The organism is Nocardioides sp. LHG3406-4 (assembly GCF_049897745.1).
Lineage (GTDB): Bacteria > Actinomycetota > Actinomycetes > Propionibacteriales > Nocardioidaceae > Nocardioides.
Genome location: NZ_JAFCWV010000005.1, coordinates 57,024 through 77,260 on the forward strand (window position 1 = coordinate 57,024; position 20,237 = coordinate 77,260).

Genomic DNA, 20,237 nt, shown 5'->3' on the forward strand with positions numbered 1-20,237 from the left:
GGGCGAGGTCGACTAGCAACGGCGGGTGGCTATTGGGTGAGCGGCGTGTGGCACACGTCAAGTGCCTGCTGCTCGAGCTCGCCCATCGCCCCGACCGTCGTGTCGCTGCCCACCTCGCGTGCGGCTCCCTCGATCGCTGCGCGGTGGTCGGCGTCCAGCCCGGCGGGCGGACTGTCGGGGTCGTAGGTCTCCGGGTCGACGTCAGCGTCCTCGAGGGCCTCCTCGAGCGCCTCGAGCCGGCCGACGACCCGGTCCCACTCGTCCTCGATGTCATCGGGCGCCGCCGCCCGCAGGTCGCGGTAGGCCGCGAGCACCTTGAAGGAGGCACCCGGGCCACCCGCGGACGTGATGTCGGCCAGCTCGGTCTGGTGGTCCGCGACCACCTCGCAGTACGACGGGTGCGTGCGGTCCCAGACCACCCAGCCGGCGCCCACGACCATGCCGACCAGGACGCCGAGGACGAGGAGTCGGCGTCTGGTCACGCCGAGCCCAGGTCGGCGACCGCCTCGTTGCCGCGGAGGGCCGCGTCCCGCAGCGCCGCCGAGTCGGGCCCGGCGGCCAGCACCTCGCGCGACGACGACGGCAGCACGTGGCGGGCGGCCGAGCCGAAGATCCGGCGCAGGTCTGCCGGGGTGCCGCCCTGGGCGCCGTACCCCGGCGCGAGGATCGGCCCGTTGAACGCCAGGTCCTCGCCGGTCTCGCCGATGGTGGCGCCGATGACCGCACCCAGGTCACCGAGCGGCTCGGCATCGGCGTTCAGGCGGCGCAGGTGGCCGAGCACGGTGCCGGCCACGGTGGCCCCGCCGGTGCGGGCGTGCTGGACCTCGGCGCCCTCCTTGTTGGAGGTGAGGGCGAGCACGAAGACGCCCGCCCCGTGCCGGCGGGCGGTCTCGAGCATCGGGTCGAGCGAGCCGAACCCGAGGTAGGGGCTGGCGGTGATCGCGTCGCTGGCCAGCGGTGAGGAGGAGTCGAGGTAGGCGTCGGCGTAGGCCTGGCTGGTCGACCCGATGTCGCCGCGCTTGACGTCGAGGAGCACCAGCGCGCCGGCCGCCCTGGACTCCTGGATGACCCGTTCGAGGACGGCGACGCCACGACTGCCGAAGCGCTCGAAGAACGCGCTCTGGGGCTTCACCACGCCGACCACGGGCGCCACGGCCTCCACCACGGTCAGGGCGAAGCGCTCGAGCCCGGCGACGTCGTCGTCGAGCCCCCAGTCGCGCAGCAGCGCGACATGGGGGTCGATGCCCACGCAGAATCGGCCCCGCTCCTCGATGGCGCGGTGCAGGCGTCGGCCGAACGGCTCGAGCGGCGCTGGGTTCACTGGTCCTCCTGGAGGTCGGCCACCAGCCGGGTGGCGGTCGTGGGGTCTCGGAGCAGGGCGGTGCCGACCTGCACCGCGACGGCCCCCGCGCCCAGCAGGGCGCGCGCGCCGGCGGCCTCGGCGACGCCGCCACAGCCGATCACGGTGACGTCGGGGAGCCGGCCGCAGACCTCGCTCACGCAGCGCAGGGCGATGGGGGCGATCGCCGGGCCGGACAGGCCGGCCGGCCGCCCGTCGGGCATCGCCGCAGGCACCGCGTTGCCCACCACGACGGCGGTGGCGCCGGCCTCGACGACCGCGCGGGCCGCCTCGACCACCCGGCTGACGTCGGGTCGCAGCTTGGCCAGGACGGGCAGGTCGGACGGCGTCTCGCGGCGTACGGCGGCCACCGCGCTGGCCGCATGGAACGGCTCGCGGGCCTCGAAGATGCCGGCCCCGCCCGGGTCGGGCAACGACACGTTGACCTCGATGCCGGCGACCCCCGGGGCACGGCCGATGAGCCGGGCGAGCTCGGCGTACTCCCCCAGCGTCGCCCCGGCCACCGACACGAAGACCTGCGCGCCGGCACCGACCAGCCAGGGCAGCTCCTCGTCGAGGAAGTGTGCGAGCCCCGGGTTGTGCACGCCGAGGGTGTTGAGCAGGCCGCTGGGCGCCTCTGCCATCCGGGACGCGGTGGTGCCCACGCGCGGGTCCCGGCTCAGCGTGCGGGTGACGAAGGCGAAGCCGTCGAGGTCGAGGTACGGCGCGAGCTCGCGGCCGGTCCCGCCACAGCCCGAGGCGATCATCACCGGGTGGTTCAGGCGCAGGGTCACCGAGCATCCTCCATCAGGGAGTCCCAGTCGACCCGGTCGCCCGGCAGCACCGGACCCTCCATGCAGGCGCGCACCCGGTGGGGCTCGCCGTCGGCGTCCCGGACCGCGATGACGCAGCCCCGGCACAGGCCGGTGCCGCACGGGAGCGGCTGCTCGAGCGCGACCTGGCTCCGCACCCCCGCCTGCGCCGCCGCCCCGGCCACGGCACGCAGCGTCGCGGTCGGGCCGGCGGCGTACACCACGGCCGCCTCGGAGGACTCCATCGCGCCCAGGAGGACCGACAGCACGTCACCGCGGGTCCCGACCGAGCCGTCGGCGGTGACGACGTGCACGGCGCGGGACATCCGCCGGGCCTCGCGCGGCTCGAACAGGTGCGACTCGTCGGCCCCCGCGAGCACGAACGTCACGGCGGCCTGGCGCTCGCGCAGCCGCTCGGCCAGCGGGAAGAGCGCTGCGGCGGCATACCCCTCACCGACCAGCAGGCACGGCACCGGCTCGCGCGGGATGGTGAACGGCCGCCCCAGCGGTCCGGTGAGCTCGATGCGGGAGCCGACGGTCAGCTCGGCCAGCCAGCGGCCACCGACACCGCGCGGCTCGACCACCACGTCGAGCGTGGGCCCGAAGGCGCCGGTCGCCGAGACCCGGTGGATCCACAGGGCGCGGCGGGTCAGCTGCGTGCGCGCGACCGACGCTGCCACGAAGGTGCCGGGACGGAACCGCTCCGCGATGCCGCGCGCGGCCAGGGTGAGGTGCCGGTAGGCACCCGCCCTCCTGATGGCCAGCACCTCGGCCACGACGTGGCGCGGGTCGCGCTCACCCACGAGCCAGTCCGGCGACGATGCGCCGCGGCCAGGCCGGGCCCTCGTAGACGAACGCCGAGTAGCCCTGCAGCAGCGTCGCGCCGGAGTCGAGCCGGGCCCGCGCGTCGTCGACGGTGGTGATGCCGCCGACGCCGACCAGGGTCAGGTCGTCGCCCACGCGGCCCTTGAGCAGCCGGAGCACCTCGAGGGCGCGCGCGGTCAGCGGCCGGCCGGAGAGACCGCCGGCGCCGACGCCGGCCACGTCGCCCGCATCGGTGACCAGGCCGTCGCGACTGATGGTGGTGTTGGTCGCGGAGATGCCGTCGAGGCCGAGCGCCAGCGCCAGGTCGGCCACCGCGAGCACGTCGTCGTCGTCGAGGTCGGGGGCGATCTTGACCACGAGCGGCACCCGCCGGCCGGTGGTGGCGTCGGCCTCCTCACGCACCGCGCGCAGCAGGGGCTCGAGCTTCTCGACCGCCTGCAGGTTGCGGAGGCCCGGGGTGTTCGGGGAGGAGACGTTGACCACCAGGTAGTCGGCGTACGGCGTCAGCAGCCGGGTGCTGGTGCGGTAGTCCGCCTCGACGGCCGCCGCGTCGTCGTCGGGCACCACCTTCGACTTGCCGATGTTCACCCCGACGACGGTCCCGGAGCGCGCGCCCCTGGCCTGGCGCTGGGCGAGACGGAGCGCGACCACGGCGGCGCCGTCGTTGTTGAAGCCCATCCGGTTGACCACGGCGCCGTCGCCCGGCAGCCGGAAGAGCCGCGGCTTCGGGTTGCCGGGCTGCGGCCGCGCGGTCACGGTGCCGATCTCGACGTGGCCGAAGCCCAGGGCGGCGAGCGCGTCGATGCCGACGGCGTTCTTGTCGAAGCCGGCCGCCAGTCCCAGCGGGTGCCGGAACGTCAGCCCGAGCGCCTCGACCGGCAGGGCGACCTGCGGCGCCACGCGGCGGGCCACCGGCTCGACCCTGCGGATCGCGGTGAACGCCGCCTGGTGCGCCCTCTCCGCGTCGACGCGGGTGAGGGCGTGGTCGAAGAGCAGGCGGTAGGGCCTGGTCGTGCGGCGTGACATCAGGGCCGCACCTCCCCCGCCGCGGCAGCGGCCATAGCGTTCCACTCCTGGAGGCTGCGTACGCCGACCTCGCCCCTGCTGAGCGCCTCGATGCCCTGCACGGCCGCGCCGAGCCCGGGCACCGTCGTGATGCAGGGGATGTTGGCGAGCACCGCGGCGGTGCGGATCTCGTAGCCGTCGAGGCGGCCGGACTTCCCCGTGGAGTACGGCGTGTTGACGACCAGGTCGACGGCGCCGTCGTTGATCAGCTGGACGCTGGTGCGCTCGCCGTCGGGGCCCGCACCCTCGTGGTGCTTGCGCACCGTAGTGACCTTGATGCCGTTGCGGCGCAGCACCTCGGCGGTGCCCTGCGTGGCCATGATCTCGAAGCCACGCTCGGCCAGCACCTTGATCGGGAAGATCATGTTGCGCTTGTCGCGGTTGGCGACCGAGACGAAGATCCGGCCCGTGGTCGGCAACGACCCGTAGGCGGCCGTCTGGGCCTTGGCGAAGGCCGTGCCGAAGTCGGCGTCGAAGCCCATCACCTCCCCGGTCGACTTCATCTCCGGGCCCAGCACGGTGTCGACGTTGCGGCCGTCGGCCGTCTTGAAGCGGTTGAACGGCATCACCGCCTCCTTCACCGCGATGGGTGCGTCGGAGGGCAGCAGGCCGCCGTCGCCGGAGGCCGGCAGCACACCGGCGGTGCGCAGGTCGGCGATCGACTCGCCGAGCATCACTCGCGCCGCGGCCTTGGCCAGCGGTGTCGCGGTCGCCTTGGAGACGAACGGGACGGTGCGCGACGCGCGGGGGTTGGCCTCGAGCACGTAGAGGACGTCGGCGGCCAGGGCGAACTGGATGTTGAGGAGCCCGAGCACGCCCACTCCCCGGGCGATCGCCTCGGTGGCGTGCCGGATGCGGTCGATCTCGGAGGCGCCGAGAGTGATCGGCGGCAGCGCGCACGACGAGTCGCCCGAGTGCACCCCGGCCTCCTCGATGTGCTCCATCACGCCGCCGAGGAAGAGCTCCTCGCCGTCGAAGATGGCGTCCACGTCGATCTCGACCGCGTCGTCGATGAAGCGGTCGACGAGCACCGGGTGCTCGGGGCTGATCTCGGTGGCCCGGTCGATGTAGCCGCGCAGCGAGTCGTCGTCGTACACGATCTCCATGCCGCGCCCGCCCAGGACGTACGACGGTCGCACCAGCACGGGGTAGCCGATGCTCGCGGCGATGCGCCGGGCGTCGGCCCAGGAGGTGGCCATGCCGAACTTCGGCGCCGGCAGCCCGGCCTCCTGCAGCACCCGGCCGAAGGCGCCGCGGTCCTCGGCAAGGTCGATCGCCTCCGGCGCGGTGCCGACGATGGGCACGCCGGCCTCTTCCAGGCCGCGAGCCAGCCCGAGCGGCGTCTGCCCGCCGAGCTGGCAGATGACGCCCGCGACCGGTCCGGCCTGCTGCTCGGCGTGCACGACCTCGAGGACGTCCTCGAGGGTGAGCGGCTCGAAGTAGAGCCGGTCTGAGGTGTCGTAGTCGGTGGAGACGGTCTCGGGGTTGCAGTTGACCATGATCGTGTCGTAGCCGGCCTCGCTCAGTGCGAGCGACGCGTGCACGCACGAGTAGTCGAACTCGATGCCCTGCCCGATCCGGTTGGGGCCACTGCCCAGGATGATGACGGCCTCCCGCTTCCGCGGCGCGACCTCGGACTCCTCGTCGTAGGAGGAGTAGTGGTACGGCGTCGCCGCGGCGAACTCCGCCGCGCACGTGTCGACGGTCTTGAACACCGGGCGCAGGCCGAGCGCGTGGCGTACGCCGCGGACGACGTCCTCGCGCATGCCGCGGATGCGGCCGATCTGGGCGTCGGAGAAGCCGTGCCGCTTGGCCTGTCGGAGCGTCTCGCGGTCCAGCTGCGGGGCCGCCGCGATGTCGTCGGCGACCTCCTTGATGAGGAACAGCTGGTCGACGAACCAGGGGTCGATCCTGGTCGCGTCGTTGACCTGCTCGGGCGTGGCTCCGGCGAGGATGGAGTCCATCACGGTGCGGAGGCGGCCGTCGGTCGGGATCTTCGACTTCTCCAGGAGCGCCTCCAGGTCGAGGGGCGCACCGGGAGCGAAGTCGAACACCGACCCGTCGCTCTCCAGCGAGCGCAGCGCCTTCTGCAGGGCCTCGGTGAAGCTGCGCCCGATCGACATCGCCTCGCCGACCGACTTCATGTGCGTCGTCAGCGTCTGGTCGGCCCCCGGGAACTTCTCGAACGCGAACCGCGGCACCTTCACCACGACGTAGTCGAGGGTCGGCTCGAACGCCGCGGGCGTGCTCGACCCATCCTCCCGGATCGTGATGTCGTTGGGGATCTCGTCGAGGGTGTAGCCGATGGCCACCTTCGCCGCGATCTTCGCGATCGGGAAGCCCGTCGCCTTCGAGGCGAGCGCGCTGGAGCGCGACACCCGCGGGTTCATCTCGATGACGATCAGGCGGCCGTCGGCCGGGTTGACGGCGTACTGGATGTTGCAGCCGCCGGTGTCGACGCCGACCGAGCGGATGATGCCGATCGCCAGGTCGCGCATGGCCTGGTACTCACGGTCGGTGAGGGTCATCGCGGGCGCCACGGTGATCGAGTCACCGGTGTGCACGCCCATCGGGTCGAGGTTCTCGATGGAGCAGACGATCACCACGTTGTCCTTGGTGTCGCGCATGACCTCGAGCTCGTACTCCTTCCAGCCGATGATCGACTCCTCGAGGAGCACCTCCGTGGTGGGGCTGGCGGCCAGCCCGCTGCCGCCGATGCGGCGCAGGTCGGCCTCGTTGTAGGCCATGCCGGAGCCGGTGCCGCCCATGGTGAACGACGGCCGCACGACCATCGGGTAGCCGAGGTCGTCCGCGGCCGCGAGCAGGTCGTCGATCGAGTGGCAGATCACGCTGCGGGCGCACTCGCCGCCGAGCTCCTCGACGATCTTCTTGAAGACCTGACGGTTCTCGCCACGGTCGATCGCCTCGATGGAGGCGCCGATCAGCTCCACGCCGTACTTCTCGAGGACGCCGGAGGCCGCGAGCGACATCGCGGCGTTGAGGGCGGTCTGCCCGCCGAGAGTGGCCAGCAGCGCGTCGGGCCGCTCCTTGGCGATCACCTTCTCGACGTACTCGGGGGTGATCGGCTCGATGTAGGTCGCGTCCGCGAACTCGGGGTCGGTCATGATCGTGGCCGGGTTGGAGTTGACCAGGATGACGCGCAGCCCCTCGGCTCGCAGCACCCGGCACGCCTGGGTGCCGGAGTAGTCGAACTCGCAGGCCTGGCCGATGATGATCGGTCCGGAGCCGATGACCATGACGCTCTGGATGTCGGTGCGCTTGGGCATCAGGCGTCGTCCTCCAGGAGGGTGATGAACCGGTCGAAGAGGTACGCCGCATCGTGCGGTCCTGCTGCGGCCTCCGGGTGGTACTGCACCGAGAATGATTTCAGGGCGCCGTCGGGTGAGCGCAGCTCGAGCCCCTCGATCACGTCGTCGTTGAGGCAGATGTGGCTGGCGCTCGCCACGCCGTACGGCGTCTCGACGCTGTCGTCGAGCGGCACGCCGTCGGGCCAGGCCACGGCGAAGCCGTGGTTGTGGGAGGTGACCTCGACCTTGCCCGTGGTGCGGTCCAGCACGGGCTGGTTGATCCCGCGGTGGCCGTACTTCAGCTTGTAGGTGTCGAGGCCGAGAGCCCGGCCGAAGAGCTGGTTGCCGAAGCAGATGCCGAAGTACGGGATGCCCTGCTGCAGGGCCTCGCGCAGCAGCTCGACCTGCGCGGTGGTGGCCGCCGGGTCGCCCGGGCCGTTGGAGAAGAACAGGCCGTCGGGCTGCACGGCGAGCACATCGTCGATCGACGACGTCGCCGGCAGCACGTGCACGTCGATGCCGCGCTCGCTCAACATCCTCGGGGTGTTGGCCTTGATGCCCAGGTCGACCGCGGCCACCGTGAAGCGCCGCTCGCCGACCGCGGGCACGACGTAGGCCTCGGCCGTCGACACCGCCTCCGACAGGTTGGCGCCGACCATCTCACCGGACGCGCGGACCCGCTCGAGCAGGGCCTCGACGGTGGTGTCTGCCGAGGAGATGCCGACCCGCATGGCACCGCGCTCGCGCAGGTGGCGGGTCAGGGCACGGGTGTCGATGTCGCTGATGCCCACGACGCCCTGCTCGCGCAGCGCGTCGTCGAGGCTGCGCGCCGACCGCCAGCTGGACGGCACCCGGGCCGGGTCGCGGACGACGTAGCCGGACACCCAGATGCGGCGGGACTCCGGGTCCTCGTCGTTCATGCCGGTGTTGCCGACGTGCGGCGCGGTCATCACGACGACCTGCCGGTGGTAGCTGGGATCGGTGAGTGTCTCCTGGTAGCCGGTCATGCCGGTGGAGAACACCGCCTCGCCGAACGTCTCGCCCTCGGCGCCGTAGGACCTTCCGTGGAAGGACCGGCCGTCTTCGAGGACCAGGATCGCTGGGGGGACTGCGGATGCATGCCGCGGCACGCCGTACCTCCTTCTCCGCCTCACAGGACGGATCGTTAAAGGATGTTCGAGCGACGCCGAGCCTACCTCACGCGGGCGTCGTCTCCGGCACCTGTCCGGCGATGGGATCGTCGGAGATCGCCGCCGGGCACGGCTCACCGGGTAGCCCCCCTAGCCCGTGCCCGGCGGCGATCAGGTCCTCGACTCGGCTGCTCGGCCAGTCGGCTGCTCCACGGGCGATGTTCATGTGTCCCCCTCGTTGTTCCCCACGGCGAGAGTGACACCGGCGAGCCCGTCGCGCTACGACTCCCCGACATGCGGACAGGTGGATCAGACCACCTGCCACGGCGCGGCTGGGCCGGTGAGGCCCCGGCACGACGTCAGGCGAGGGCTCCGTCGCGGACGGTGAGGCGCCCGGCGTACACCGTGTGCATCACAGCGCCCGTCAGCGAACGGCCGTGCCACGGGTTGTTGCGCGAGAGCGAGACCGACGCGTCCCGGTCGACCGTGACGGTCGCGGCAGGGTCGACGAGGGTGATGTGTGCGGGCTCGCCGACGGCCAGCCCGCCCCCCTGAGCGGACAGTCCGGCGATGCGGGCCGGCGCCTGCGACATCACCCTGGCCAGGTCGGCCCAGGTGAAGGAGTCGTCCATGGCGGTGCGTACGACGGCCAGCGCGGACTCGAGGCCGAGCATGCCGAACGCCGCGTCGACGAACGCGTGCTCCTTGTCGTGGCGTGCGTGCGGAGCGTGGTCGGTGGCCACCGCGTCGATCGTGCCGTCGGCCAGGGCGGCGCGCAGCGCCGCGACGTCCTCGCTGGGCCGCAGTGGCGGGTTCACCTTGAACGTCGGGTCGTAGTCGGCGAGGAGGTCGGTGGTGAGCATCAGGTGGTGCGGGGTCACCTCGGCGGTGACGTCGATGCCCTGCTGCTTCGCCCAGCGGAGCACCTCGACCGACCCGGCCGTGCTGACGTGGGCGACGTGCACCCGAGAGCCGGTGTGCCGGGCCAGCATGACGTCGCGCGCCACGATGACCTCCTCGGCGATGCCCGGCCAGCCGGGCAGGCCGAGACGTCCGGAGAGCTCGCCCTCGTGGCAGCAGGCCGTCGGCCCCGCCAGGTCGGGGTCCTGGGCGTGCTGGCTGATGCGACCACCGAACGCCTTGACGTACTCCAGCGCTCGGCGCATCACCCGAGCGTCGTGCACGCACCTGCCGTCGTCGGAGAAGACGCGGACCCGGGCGCGGGAGCGCGCCATCAGGCCGAGCTCGGCGAGCTCCACGCCGTCCAGGCCCCGCGTCACGGCACCGACCGGCTGTACGTCGACCAGGCCCGCCGCGCGGCCGAGGTCGAGGACCCGCTCGGCGGCCTCGGCGGTGTCGGTGACCGGGCTGGTGTTGGCCATGGCCAAGATGGCGGTGAAGCCACCGACGGCCGCGGCGCGGGAGCCGGTGAGCACGGTCTCGGCGTCCTCGCGGCCCGGCTCGCGCAGATGGGTGTGCAGGTCGACGAGCCCGGGCAGGGCGACGAGGCCGTCGGCGTCGATGGTCTCGACGCCGCTCGACGCCGACACGGAGCCGACCTCCCGGACGACCCCATCCGCGACGAGCAGGTCGGCACGCTCGCCGCCCAGCAGCGCGGCGCCCCTGATCAGCAGGCTCACGTGATCACTCACCGGGTCATTCCCTGCGTCACTCACTGGGTCACTCACTGGGCTTCCTCTCCGGCGAGCAGGTGGTAGAGCAGCGACATCCGCACGGCCACGCCGGCCGACACCTGGTCGAGCACGACCGACTGGGCCGCGTCGGCGGCGTCGGCGGCGATCTCGAGCCCGCGGTTCATCGGGCCCGGGTGGCAGATGGGCGCGTCGGGCTTGAGGTGACCGAGCCGCTCGCGGGTGAGCCCGTAGCCGACGGTGTACTCGCGCGGGCTCGGGAAGTAGCCGCCGGCCATCCGTTCGCGCTGCACCCGCAGCATCATCACGGCGTCGGCGCCGGGCAGCACCTCGTCCAGGTCGTACGACGTGGCGAAGCCGGCCTCCTTGGACCAGGCGTCGATCCCGCTCGGCATCAGGGTGGGGGGCGCCACGACGGTGAGGCGGGCGCCCAGCCTCGTCAGGGACTTCACGTTGCTGCGGAAGACCCGGCTGTGGGTGAGGTCCCCGACCATCACGACGTGGCGGCCCTCGAGCGAGCCGAGCCGCTGGCGCAGCGTGTAGGCGTCGAGCAGGGCCTGGGAGGGGTGCTCGTGCGTGCCGTCGCCGGCGTTGATCACCACGGCGTCGACCCACTGCGAGACCTGCAGGGCCGCGCCGCTCGCGGAGTGGCGCATGACCAGCGCGTCGACCCCCATCGCGCAGATGGTGCGGACGGTGTCGCGGAGGCTCTCCCCCTTGGAGGCCGACGATCCCTTGCCGGTGATGTTGATGGTGTCGGCCGAGAGCCACTTCCCGGCGATCTCGAAGCTGGAGCGGGTGCGGGTGGAGTCCTCGAAGAAGAGGTTGATGACCGTGCGCCCACGCAACGCGGGGAGCTTCTTGACCTCACGCCGCTGCACGTCGTGCATCTCGGCGGCGGTCTCGAAGATGGTCGTCATCTCGTCGACCGTGAGGTCGTCTATCGACAGCAGGTGCTTCACGCGATCACCACCTCGTCGGTGCCGTCGATCTCGGCCAGGTGCACGCTGACCCGCTCGGCCAGTGCACTGGGCAGGTTCTTCCCGACGTGGTCGGCCCGGATCGGCAGCTCCCGGTGGCCCCGGTCGACGAGCACGGCCAGCCGCACGCTGGCGGGCCGGCCGAGGTCGTTGAGTGCGTCGAGGGCGGCCCGGATGGTGCGCCCGGAGAACAGCACGTCGTCGACGAGCACTACGACCTGGCCGTCGATCCCGCCGGGGACCGCCGTCTTGTGCGGGCTGCGGGTGGGGTGCGACCGCAGGTCGTCGCGGTACATCGTCACGTCGAGCGACCCGACGGGCACGTCGTGGCCCTCCACGGCGGCGATCTTCTCGCCGATCCGGTGTGCGAGGGGGACGCCGCGGGTGTGCAGCCCGAGCAGGTAGAGGTCCTGGCTGCCCTTGTTGCGCTCGAGGATCTCGTGCGAGATGCGGGTCAGCGCCCGGTTGATGTCACGGGCATCGAGAACAGTTCTTCCGGCGGCGGGGCGTCCGGGAACGGGTGGTCCGGTGGGAGACATGGGTCCCCGACCTCCTTCTCCGCCTCACGGGACGGCTCGTTAAAGGATGTCGATCGTGGGCGACCCTATCAGTCGCTACTGCTATCAGTCGCTAGCGCTTGAGGTGACGGGCGCGGGCGAAGCAGAAGAGTCCGTAGCAGCCGATGCCGACGGCGATGAGGCCGAGCAGGTACGGGCCGTAGTCCTGCCTGAGCACGGTGTGCAGGGCCTGGTCCAGCCCACCGCCCTTGTCGGCGTCGTGGGTGATCGCGGCGTACACGAAGAGACCGCCCACCAGGGCGACGGCGACGCCCTTGGCGATGTAGCCGAACTTGCCGAACATCCGGTACGCCGCCCCGTCGCGGCCCGAGCGGCCGTCGAAGTCGAGGTGCTCGAGGAACCTCTCGCTCCAGCCGCGCCACGCCGTGAAGCCGCCGTACCCGATGATCGCGACCCCGGCGAGGCCCACCAGCACCTGGCCGCCCGGCCAGCTCATCACCTTGGCGGTCATCGTGTCGGAGCCGCCACCGCCACCGCCGCCACCGGAGCCGAGGGCCACCTTGAGCGCGCTCACCGCGAGGGCGCCGTAGAGCACGGCCTTGAGCAGCGACATGACCTGCTTGCCGAGCTTCTCCTTGCCATCCTCCTGGCCGTGCCCGAAGGCGGCCTCGATGAGCCGCCACACGACGAGCAGCGCCAAGCCGACGGCAACGGCCCACAGCGCCGCTCCCCCGAAGGGCTGGCTGGCCAGCTCCTGCAGCGCGCCCGTGCTCGACGCCGACCGGCCGGTCTCACCGAAGGCGAGCTGGAGAGCGACCCAGGCGATCAGCAGGTGCACCACGCCGTAGGCCACCAGGCCGAACCGGACGACGTAGTCGAGCCACTCGCTGTTCTCGGCCTGGCGTCCGGCGCTCTTCAGTTCTCCCATGGGGCAGAGTCAACACGCTCGCGGGCACGCCCCGCCAACCGGTGTCACTTCTCAGGTCACTTCTCAGTGTCACGTCTCGGTGTCACTTCTCTAGGATCGCCACGACCCCCTGGCCGCCTGCGGCGCAGATCGAGATCAGGCCGCGGCCGGATCCCCTCTGGTCCAGCAGCTTGGCGAGCACCGGCAGGATCCGGCCGCCGGTGGCGGCGAACGGGTGGGCGGCTGCCAGCGACGAGCCGTTGACGTTCAGCTTGTCGCGGTCGATGGAGCCCAGCGGCGCGTCGAGGCCCAGCCGCTCCTTGCAGAACACCGGGTCCTCCCACGCCTTCAGGGTCGCGAGCACCTGCGAGGCGAAGGCCTCGTGGATCTCGTAGTAGTCGAAGTCCTGCAGCGTCAGTCCCTCGCGCTCGAGCATCCGCGCGACGGCGTACGCCGGGGCCATCAACAGGCCCTCGTGGCCGTGCACGTAGTCGACGGCCGCCGTCTCGTAGGCGGTGAGGTAGGCGAGCACCGGCAGCCCGCGTGCCGCGGCCCACTCCTCGGAGGCGAGCAGCACCGCGGACGCGCCGTCGGTCAGCGGCGTGGAGTTGCCGGCGGTCATCGTCGCCGCCTCCCCCTTGCCGAAGACCGGCTTGAGGGTGGCGAGCTTCTCGACGGTGGAGTCGGGCCGCAGGTTGGTGTCGCGCTCCACGCCGCGGAACGGCGTGACGAGGTCGTCGTGGAAGCCCTCGTCGTAGGAGCGGGCCAGGTTCTGGTGGGACCGGGCGGCCAGCGCGTCCTGCTCCTCGCGGCCGATCCGCCACTCCACCGCGGTCAGGGCGGCGTGCTCCCCCATCGACCTGCCGGTGCGCGGCTCGCTGTTCTGGGGTACGGCGAGCGAGATGTCGCCGGGACGGATCGCGGCGAGCGCGGCCAGCCGCCCTCTGGTGTCCTTCGCCTGACTGACCCTGATCAGCTTCTTGCGCAGCTTCTCGCCGACTGCCAGCGGAGCGTCGGACGTGGTGTCGGAGCCGCCGGCGATCCCGACCTCGATCTGCCCGAGCGCGATCTTGTTGCCGACCTGGATCGCGGCCTGGAGGCCGGTGCCGCACGCCTGCTGGATGTCGATGGCGGGGGTCTCGGCCGAGAGCCTCGACCCGAGCACGCACTCGCGGGTGAGGTTGAAGTCGCGGGAGTGCTTGAGCACCGCGCCGGCGACGACCTCTCCGAGCCGCTCGCCGTCGAGTCCGAACCGGGCCACGAGACCGTCGATGGCCGCGGTCAGCATCTCCTGGTTGGAGACGTCGCTGTACACGGAGTTGGAGCGGGCGAACGGGATCCGGTTGCCGCCGAGGATCGCGACCCTTCGAGTGTTCGAGTCCATGCTCCTATCCTTGCCGAGACCCCCTCGGCAGGGAATGCACTGAGGTTCACGTCACGAGAAGTGGACACCCAGTTACACAGGAAGTTACCTATCGACATGAGTGATCGCTACCAAGGCTTCGTGAGGTCCCCGCTCGGCAGGCTGCTGGTCAAGAACCTGGGCCTGCCCAACCCCGCCCCGCTGGAGCGGTACTCCGCCGGAGAGCCGCTGGTCAAGGGCGAGGTACTGGTCGGTGGCGGTGGACGACTCGCCGACTCCCTGGTCGGGAGGCTCGAGGGCCTGGACATCGCCGCCGTCGCCGGGGAGCCCGGCGACGACACCCGTTTCAAGGCACTGGTCTTCGACGCCACCGGCATCACGGAGTCGGCGGGGCTGGTCGCGCTCCAGGCGTTCTTCACCCCGCTCATGCGCCGCCTCGAGACCTGCCCGCGGGTCGTCGTACTCGGCACGGAGCCAGGCGAGGTGGAGGGTGCGCAACGCGTCGCGCAGCGTGCGCTCGAGGGCTTCACGCGCTCCCTCGGCAAGGAGATCGGCCGCGGCGGCACCGTCCAGCTCGTGTACGTCGCGCCCGGGGCCGAGTCGGCGCTCGACTCGACCCTGGCGTTCCTGCTCTCCCCCAAGTCGGCCTATGTCTCTGGACAGGTGGTGCGGATCGGCGCGCACGGCTCGACCGGCGCAGGCGAGGTGCTCGACTGGTCCCGGCCCCTCGCGGGCCGGATCGCCCTGGTGACCGGCGCGAGCCGCGGCATCGGCGAGCAGATCGCCCGGGTCCTGCACCGCGACGGAGCGACCGTCGTAGGCGTCGACGTGCCGCAGGCCGCCGGCGAGCTGGCGAGCCTCATGAGGGAGCTCGACGGCGACCACCTGGCCCTCGACATCACCCACTCCGACGCCGCCCAGCGCATCGCCCAACACCTGGCGCAGCAGCACGGCGGCGTCGACATCGTCGTCCACAACGCCGGGATCACCCGCGACAGGAGGCTCGCCAACATGGCGGCGGACCGCTGGGAGTCGGTGATCGCGGTCAACCTCACCGCTCCCGAGACCATCACCCGCGAGCTCCTCGCCCAGCGCGTCCTCAACGACAACGGCCGCATCGTCGGCGTGGCGTCCATCGCCGGCATCGCCGGCAACGTGGGCCAGACCAACTACGCCGCCTCGAAGGCCGGCGTCATCGGACTCGTCGACAGCCTCGCCGACGAGCTCGACCGTGGCATCACCGTGAACGCGGTCGCTCCTGGCTTCATCATCACGGCCATGACCGCGGCTGTTCCGTTCGCGACCCGCGAGGTCGGCCAGCGCCTCAACTCGCTGAGCCAGGGCGGACTGCCGGTCGACGTGGCCGAGACGGTCGCGTGGCTCGCCTCGCCAGGTTCGACAGCCGTCAACGGCAACGTCGTGCGGGTGTGCGGCCAGATGATGATGGGGGCCTGACATGGCCGGGATCGCCGGACTCGTGAGGGCGGCGCTGCCCGCAGTCCCCGGCGTCAACCAGCTGCCCGGCATCAAGAAGGCCCGGCCCGGCGACTTCACCGGGCTGAGCCGCTCGCGCCCAGGCGTCCCGGTCGACCGAGCCGACGTGGCGGCATACGCACGGGTGTGCGGGTTCCCGCCCAAGGACACCGCGCCGTTGCCCTACCCGCACCTGCTGGCGTTCCCGCTGCACCTGGAGATCATGAGCGACCCGGCGTTCCCCTGGCCGGCCATCGGCACCGTGCACATCGAGAACTCCATCACCTCGCAGCGGCCCGTCCGGCTCGGCGAGACGCTGGACGTCACCACGTCGGTGGGCACGCCCAGTCCGCACGCCAAGGGTGTCGTGCTCGACTTCGTCACCACCGTCACCGCAGCCGGCGACGCCACGGTGTGGGAGTCGACGTCGTCGTACCTGCGTCGGGGCCAGGGATCCGAGCCCGCGGCCGAGGGGCTGCGCCTCGACTCCACCCCACCCGGCACCATCGACTGGAGGCTGCCGGCCGACCTCGGGCGCAGGTACGCCCGGGTGTCGGGCGACCTCAACCCCATCCACCTCTATCCGCTGACCGCACGGGCTCTGGGCTTCAAGCGCCAGATCGCCCACGGCATGTGGAGCCTGGCCCGGTGTGTGGCCGCGATCGAGAACCGCCTGCCCGACGCGGTGCGGGTGGAGGCGGCCTTCAAGAAGCCGGTGTTCCTCCCGGGCACGGTGTCGTTCGGGCTCGAGCAGCAGCACGACGGCTGGGCCTTCGCGCTGACCAGCCCTCGTGACGAATCGCCGCACCTCGTCGGACGCAGCACCTCGCTCTGAGGTCCTGACCGTCCGGGGCAGGAGCGCGTCAGCGGCGCGGGTTGCCCCACTGCACCGACGTCACCGACCGCGCGACGCTGGTGGCCAGAGGCGCCTGGCGCTGCACAAATACCGCAGTCGACGGAGTCCAGGTGCCGACGTCGCTCGTGCCGTTGCCGTCCCAGTCGCCGATGACCGGCAGGTCGCCGACAGCGCCGAACGGGACCACCGCGGTCCACGGCGCGGCACCGGCCGCGGCGACGCGCAGCGTGAAGCTGGCGGTGGCCTGGTCGTAGACGCCCAGGTCGGAGATCCCGTCGCCGTTCCAGTCACCGGTGACCGGCAGGTCGTCGGTGTCGCCCAGCGGCACGGTGGATGTCGTGCCGTCGGCCTGGCGGAGGTAGAACGACGAGGTCGACGGACGGCGCACGCCCACGTCTGAGGTGCCGTCGCCGTTCCAGTCGCCGGCCACGGGGCGGTCGCCGCGGACGCCGTACTTGAGCCGCGTGATCCCGGCCGGGCCACTGAGCTTGAACATGCCGGTGCGTGGGGCGCGGACACCGAGGTCGTCGTAGCCGTCACCGTTCCAGTCGCCGAGCACCGGCTCGTCGCTGGGCACGCCGAAGGGCATCGAGCCACCGGCGTACCCGGCGGTGGGCTGGGCCTCGAAGCTGGACTTGCTCGTACGCCGGAAGACGAGGAGCTCGGCGACCCCGTCGCCGGCCAGGTTGGCGGCGATCGGGAGGTCGACGCAGTTGGTCGACGCGACGGTGCTGGCGCGCCAGTCGGCGCCCGCGAACACTGGACGCACCACCGAGCGACCGCTGCGCTCCTCGAAGTGCAGGTGCGGACCACTGGCGTTGCCGGACGAGCCGACGGCGCCGAGCAGCGCACCCTTGTCGACGGACTGCCCCGGGCGCACCATGACCGCCTTCAGGTGGGCGTAGAGCGAGCTCTCGCCGTTGCCGTGGTCGACGACCACGTAGCGTCCGTAGCCGCCCCGGTCGACGGTGACCGCGGTGGCCACCACCCCGGGCGCGGCAACCACGACGCCGCTGCCCTCGTCGCCCGGCCGGTTGAAGTCGATGGCGTTGCGGCTCGGGCTGTGCTTGGCACGGGTCCCGCCGCTCCACGTCTGGCCGCACGAGAACGGAAGGTCGTACGCCGTCGTGGGGGCGACGCCGGTGGTCGCTCCCGCGCTGACGACGGAGGTGGCGCTCACGAGCGCCGCACCGGCGACGGCGACAGCCGTCGCAGCAGGGACGAACGCGTGGGACCAGGTGAAGCTCACGGGGACCGCCTCGGAGAGTTCTGGAGTGACCACGTGTCACACCAACCACCCCCGTCACGGAGGCACTCAGACGACGACAGCGGCCACAGAAGCGCTCAAAGGTAACCACCGTTCGGCGTGTCGCGGGCGGAAATACTCCGAATTACATCGGTGTAGTGGTACACGCGCCGCTCATCAGCCCTCGCGGACCCGGATCAGCCCCTCCTGGGCCACGGTCGCGACCATGGTGCCGTCCTGGGTGAAGACCCGGGCCAACGCCAGCCCGCGTCCCCCCGAGGCCGACGGTGAGACCTGGTCGTAGAGCCACCACTGGTCCGCGCGGAACGGCCGGTGGAACCAGATGGTGTGGTCGAGGCTGGCCGCCTGGAGGCGCGGGTCGGTGATGTGGATGCCGTGCGGCACCAGGGCGGCGCCGAGCAGGGTGAGGTCGCTGGCATAGGTGAACGCCGCGAGCTGCGTGTGGGCGTCGTCGCCCAGGTCACCGTTGACCCGCACCCAGAGCCGGGCCTGCGCCGGGTGCGCCGGGTCGGGCGTGAGCCCCTGCGTGCTGGTGCCGAGGTGCCGGACGTCGAGGGCCGACCACTCCCGGTCCCAGTCGTCGCCCGCGCGGTCGGAGGCGCTGCGCGCCAGCTGCGACATCGGCAGGCCGTGGTCGGGGCCCGGCACGTCGGGCATGACGTCGTGGTGGTCCAGGCCCGCCTCGGGGCGCTGGTAGTTGGCGGTCAGGTAGTAGATCGCCCGACCGTGCTGGCGCGCGACCACGCGGCGGGTGGCGAAGCTGCGCCCGTCCCGGATGCGCTCCACGTCGTAGATGATCGGGACGGTGGTGTCACCCGGTCGCAGGAAGTAGGAGTGCAGCGAGTGGATCGCGTACTCCGGCTCCACGCTGCGCACGCCGGCCACCAGCGCCTGCGCGGCCACCTGCCCACCGAAGACGCGCTGCCGGGAGGTCTCCGGCTGGGTGCCCCGGTAGAGGTCCCGGTCGAGGTCCTCGAGCTGGAGGAGGCGCAGCAGGTCCGCCGCGGTGCCCGGCATCAGTCGCCCTGCCCGTCTCTGGGCCCGCCGGTCCCGGATGTCCCGTCCGGGCCGTCCAGCCCGGCGAGGAACTGCTCGAACTGCCGGCCGATCTCCTCCCCGGTCGGCATCGGCTCGTCATGCGCGAGAAGCGAGGATCCGCTCTCCTCGGACCGGCGGAACGCGTCGTACTGCTGCTCGAGGGCGGTGACCACCTCGTCGACCTCGTCGTTCGCGGAGAGGTAGCGGGCGATCTCGACCTCGCACGCCCGCGCCGCCTCGCGCATCGCGGTCAGGTCGATGGTGAGGTGGCCACCCAGCTCGAGGTGCTCGAGGAGCGCCAGCGAGGCGACGGGATAGTCCATCTGGGCGAGGTAGTGCGGGATGTGCGCCACGAACCCGAGGGCGTCGTGGCCCCACTCCCCCAGTCGCAGCTCCAGCAGCGCCTGCGCGCTCGACGGGATCCGCAGCTCGCTCTGCCACGGGCTCAAGGTGACCAGCAGCTCGGGCCGGTTGGCGTGCGGGGTGACGGCGATCGGCCGGGTGTGCGGCACCGCCATCGGCACGGCGCCCAGGCTGACCACGCGACGTACGCCGAAGCGCTCGACGACGTCGCGCACCCCGGCAGCGAAGCCCTCCCAGCGGGTGTCGGGCTCGGGGCCGCGCAGCAGGAGGAACGGCGTCCCACCGGTGTCGCGCACCAGTCGCACGGCCAGGCGCGGGGCGTCGAAGTCGGCGTAGTGGTCGCGCACGAACGACATCGGGGGCCGGCGGGCGCGGTAGTCGTGCAGCACGTCGACGTCGAACGTCGCCACGACCGGGCCCTCGGAGCCGTCCTGGAGGTACTGGGCGGTGTGGTCGGCCGCCTGCCCCGCGTCGAGGAAGCCGGTGAGGACCACGACCATCGTGAGGTCCTCGACCCCGTCGAGCTCGGGCACCTCGTCGACGATGTGCACGAGCCTGGACTCCTGGGACACGCGGTTCCTCCTGATACTGCCGAGACGGCCTGCGCCCACGATAGGGCGGCGCCCGGCTGAACGCGCAGGCCGGTAGGCCCATTCCCCCTGCGGCTCACGCCAGCGAACCTTTCCGGCCCGCGACCGCGTCAGGGAGCACGTACGCACCCATCGCTCGGAAGGCACCTCAAATGGCCCGACGCGATCCGGGCCTTCGCCGAGTTCGTCGCCGCACGTTCGCGCTCCCTGCACCGGGCGGCGTACCTCATGGTGAGCGATGCCCAGCTCGCCCAGGACCTCGTCCAGGAGGCGCTGACCAAGACGTACGTCGCGTGGCCACGGCTGCGGGAGCCCCGGGCCGCGGAGGCCTACACCCGCAAGGATCACGACGACGGCGATCTCGTGGTTCCGCAAGAAGGGATGGGGCAGCGAGCGTCCGACCGAGACGCTGCCCGACAGCGGCCGGCCCGGCCACGCCGACGACATCGCGCGCAACGACTGGCTCTGGACGTCGCTGCAGACGTTGCCCGCCCGACAGCGCGCGGCGATCGTGCTGCGCTTCTACGAGGACCTCACCGAGGCCTAGACCGCCGAGGCGATGGGCTGCGCCGTCGGCACCGTGAAGAGCCAGGTCTCGGCAGGGCTCGCCAAGCTGCGCAGGCAGCTGGAGGCAACCGGAGCCGGCGACGACGTCGACGTCGAGCTCCTCCCGCTCGAGCTGATGGTGGTGAACCCGTGACCGGACTCCTGAACGACCTCATGCACGACCGCGCCGACTCCCTACGACACC

The 20,237-nt window shown here is 72.0% G+C and carries 19 protein-coding genes and 1 pseudogene; 4 read left to right on the forward strand and 16 right to left on the reverse strand.

Annotated features, from left to right (window positions below; genetic code table 11):
* Positions 1–29 precede the first annotated feature (29 nt).
* From ACP7BP_RS17095 to ACP7BP_RS17155, 13 genes are all read right to left on the reverse strand, one after another.
* Positions 30–482: a hypothetical protein gene (locus tag ACP7BP_RS17095; RefSeq protein WP_426246319.1), complete on the reverse strand. Its 453-nt coding sequence runs from the start codon at positions 480–482 to the stop codon at positions 30–32.
* Positions 479–1,321 carry an orotidine-5'-phosphate decarboxylase gene (gene pyrF / locus ACP7BP_RS17100; protein ID WP_426246321.1) on the reverse strand — a complete coding sequence of 281 codons (843 nt, stop codon included), beginning with the start codon at positions 1,319–1,321 and terminating at the stop codon, positions 479–481. The genes ACP7BP_RS17095 and pyrF overlap by 4 nt, the downstream gene beginning before the upstream one ends.
* Positions 1,318–2,133: a tRNA-dihydrouridine synthase gene (locus tag ACP7BP_RS17105; RefSeq protein ID WP_426246323.1), complete on the reverse strand. Its 816-nt coding sequence runs from the start codon at positions 2,131–2,133 to the stop codon at positions 1,318–1,320. Before ACP7BP_RS17105 ends, pyrF begins: the two co-directional genes overlap by 4 nt.
* Positions 2,130–2,954 carry a hypothetical protein gene (locus ACP7BP_RS17110; RefSeq protein ID WP_426246325.1) on the reverse strand — a complete coding sequence of 275 codons (825 nt, stop codon included), beginning with the start codon at positions 2,952–2,954 and terminating at the stop codon, positions 2,130–2,132. Before ACP7BP_RS17110 ends, ACP7BP_RS17105 begins: the two co-directional genes overlap by 4 nt.
* Complete coding sequence (locus ACP7BP_RS17115; RefSeq protein ID WP_426246327.1) at positions 2,947–4,002, reverse strand: quinone-dependent dihydroorotate dehydrogenase; 1,056 nt, start codon at positions 4,000–4,002, stop codon at positions 2,947–2,949. The genes ACP7BP_RS17110 and ACP7BP_RS17115 overlap by 8 nt, the downstream gene beginning before the upstream one ends.
* A complete protein-coding gene (gene carB, locus ACP7BP_RS17120) occupies positions 4,002–7,328 on the reverse strand; it encodes a carbamoyl-phosphate synthase large subunit (protein ID WP_426246328.1) in 3,327 nt (1,108 codons plus the stop codon). The genes ACP7BP_RS17115 and carB overlap by 1 nt, the downstream gene beginning before the upstream one ends.
* Positions 7,328–8,479 carry a glutamine-hydrolyzing carbamoyl-phosphate synthase small subunit gene (gene carA / locus ACP7BP_RS17125; protein ID WP_426246329.1) on the reverse strand — a complete coding sequence of 384 codons (1,152 nt, stop codon included), beginning with the start codon at positions 8,477–8,479 and terminating at the stop codon, positions 7,328–7,330. The genes carB and carA overlap by 1 nt, the downstream gene beginning before the upstream one ends.
* A gap of 67 nt (positions 8,480–8,546) precedes the next feature.
* Positions 8,547–8,705, reverse strand: a complete 159-nt coding sequence (locus ACP7BP_RS17130) for a hypothetical protein (protein WP_426246330.1) — start codon at positions 8,703–8,705, stop codon at positions 8,547–8,549.
* Positions 8,706–8,838: 133 nt separating this feature from the next.
* The gene (locus ACP7BP_RS17135; protein WP_426246331.1) at positions 8,839–10,131 is read right to left on the reverse strand and encodes a dihydroorotase; all 1,293 of its coding nucleotides are present in this window, start codon (positions 10,129–10,131) and stop codon (positions 8,839–8,841) included.
* Between the two features lie 32 nt (positions 10,132–10,163).
* Complete coding sequence (locus ACP7BP_RS17140; RefSeq protein ID WP_426246332.1) at positions 10,164–11,093, reverse strand: aspartate carbamoyltransferase catalytic subunit; 930 nt, start codon at positions 11,091–11,093, stop codon at positions 10,164–10,166.
* The gene (gene pyrR / locus ACP7BP_RS17145) at positions 11,090–11,650 is read right to left on the reverse strand and encodes a bifunctional pyr operon transcriptional regulator/uracil phosphoribosyltransferase PyrR (RefSeq protein ID WP_426246333.1); all 561 of its coding nucleotides are present in this window, start codon (positions 11,648–11,650) and stop codon (positions 11,090–11,092) included. The genes ACP7BP_RS17140 and pyrR overlap by 4 nt, the downstream gene beginning before the upstream one ends.
* A gap of 91 nt (positions 11,651–11,741) precedes the next feature.
* Positions 11,742–12,557, reverse strand: coding sequence for a DUF1206 domain-containing protein (locus tag ACP7BP_RS17150; RefSeq protein ID WP_426246334.1), 816 nt, complete (start codon positions 12,555–12,557; stop codon positions 11,742–11,744).
* Between the two features lie 82 nt (positions 12,558–12,639).
* The gene (locus ACP7BP_RS17155; RefSeq protein ID WP_426246335.1) at positions 12,640–13,920 is read right to left on the reverse strand and encodes an acetyl-CoA C-acetyltransferase; all 1,281 of its coding nucleotides are present in this window, start codon (positions 13,918–13,920) and stop codon (positions 12,640–12,642) included.
* 96 nt (positions 13,921–14,016) lie between these two features.
* On the opposite strand from ACP7BP_RS17155, the gene ACP7BP_RS17160 reads away from it, so the two are divergent.
* Complete coding sequence (locus tag ACP7BP_RS17160) at positions 14,017–15,354, forward strand: 3-oxoacyl-ACP reductase (protein ID WP_426246336.1); 1,338 nt, start codon at positions 14,017–14,019, stop codon at positions 15,352–15,354.
* A gap of 1 nt (position 15,355) precedes the next feature.
* Positions 15,356–16,207 carry a MaoC/PaaZ C-terminal domain-containing protein gene (locus ACP7BP_RS17165; RefSeq protein WP_426246338.1) on the forward strand — a complete coding sequence of 284 codons (852 nt, stop codon included), beginning with the start codon at positions 15,356–15,358 and terminating at the stop codon, positions 16,205–16,207.
* Between the two features lie 28 nt (positions 16,208–16,235).
* Here the strand turns inward: ACP7BP_RS17165 and ACP7BP_RS17170 are convergent, their stop codons facing one another.
* The 3 genes from ACP7BP_RS17170 to ACP7BP_RS17180 form a co-directional block, all read right to left on the reverse strand.
* On the reverse strand, positions 16,236–17,477 hold the full coding sequence (locus tag ACP7BP_RS17170; protein WP_426246340.1) for a peptidoglycan DD-metalloendopeptidase family protein: 1,242 nt from the start codon (positions 17,475–17,477) through the stop codon (positions 16,236–16,238).
* A 174-nt stretch (positions 17,478–17,651) separates the two neighbouring features.
* The gene (locus ACP7BP_RS17175) at positions 17,652–18,512 is read right to left on the reverse strand and encodes an acyl-CoA thioesterase (protein WP_426246342.1); all 861 of its coding nucleotides are present in this window, start codon (positions 18,510–18,512) and stop codon (positions 17,652–17,654) included.
* The gene (locus tag ACP7BP_RS17180) at positions 18,512–19,468 is read right to left on the reverse strand and encodes a proteasome assembly chaperone family protein (protein WP_426246343.1); all 957 of its coding nucleotides are present in this window, start codon (positions 19,466–19,468) and stop codon (positions 18,512–18,514) included. The genes ACP7BP_RS17175 and ACP7BP_RS17180 overlap by 1 nt, the downstream gene beginning before the upstream one ends.
* Positions 19,469–19,714: 246 nt before the next feature.
* On the opposite strand from ACP7BP_RS17180, the pseudogene ACP7BP_RS17185 reads away from it, so the two are divergent.
* Positions 19,715–19,759 (forward strand): annotated as a pseudogene (locus ACP7BP_RS17185) (hypothetical protein); the annotation flags it as partial.
* 286 nt (positions 19,760–20,045) lie between these two features.
* A complete protein-coding gene (locus tag ACP7BP_RS17190; protein WP_426246775.1) occupies positions 20,046–20,186 on the forward strand; it encodes a hypothetical protein in 141 nt (46 codons plus the stop codon).
* Positions 20,187–20,237: the final 51 nt, after the last annotated feature.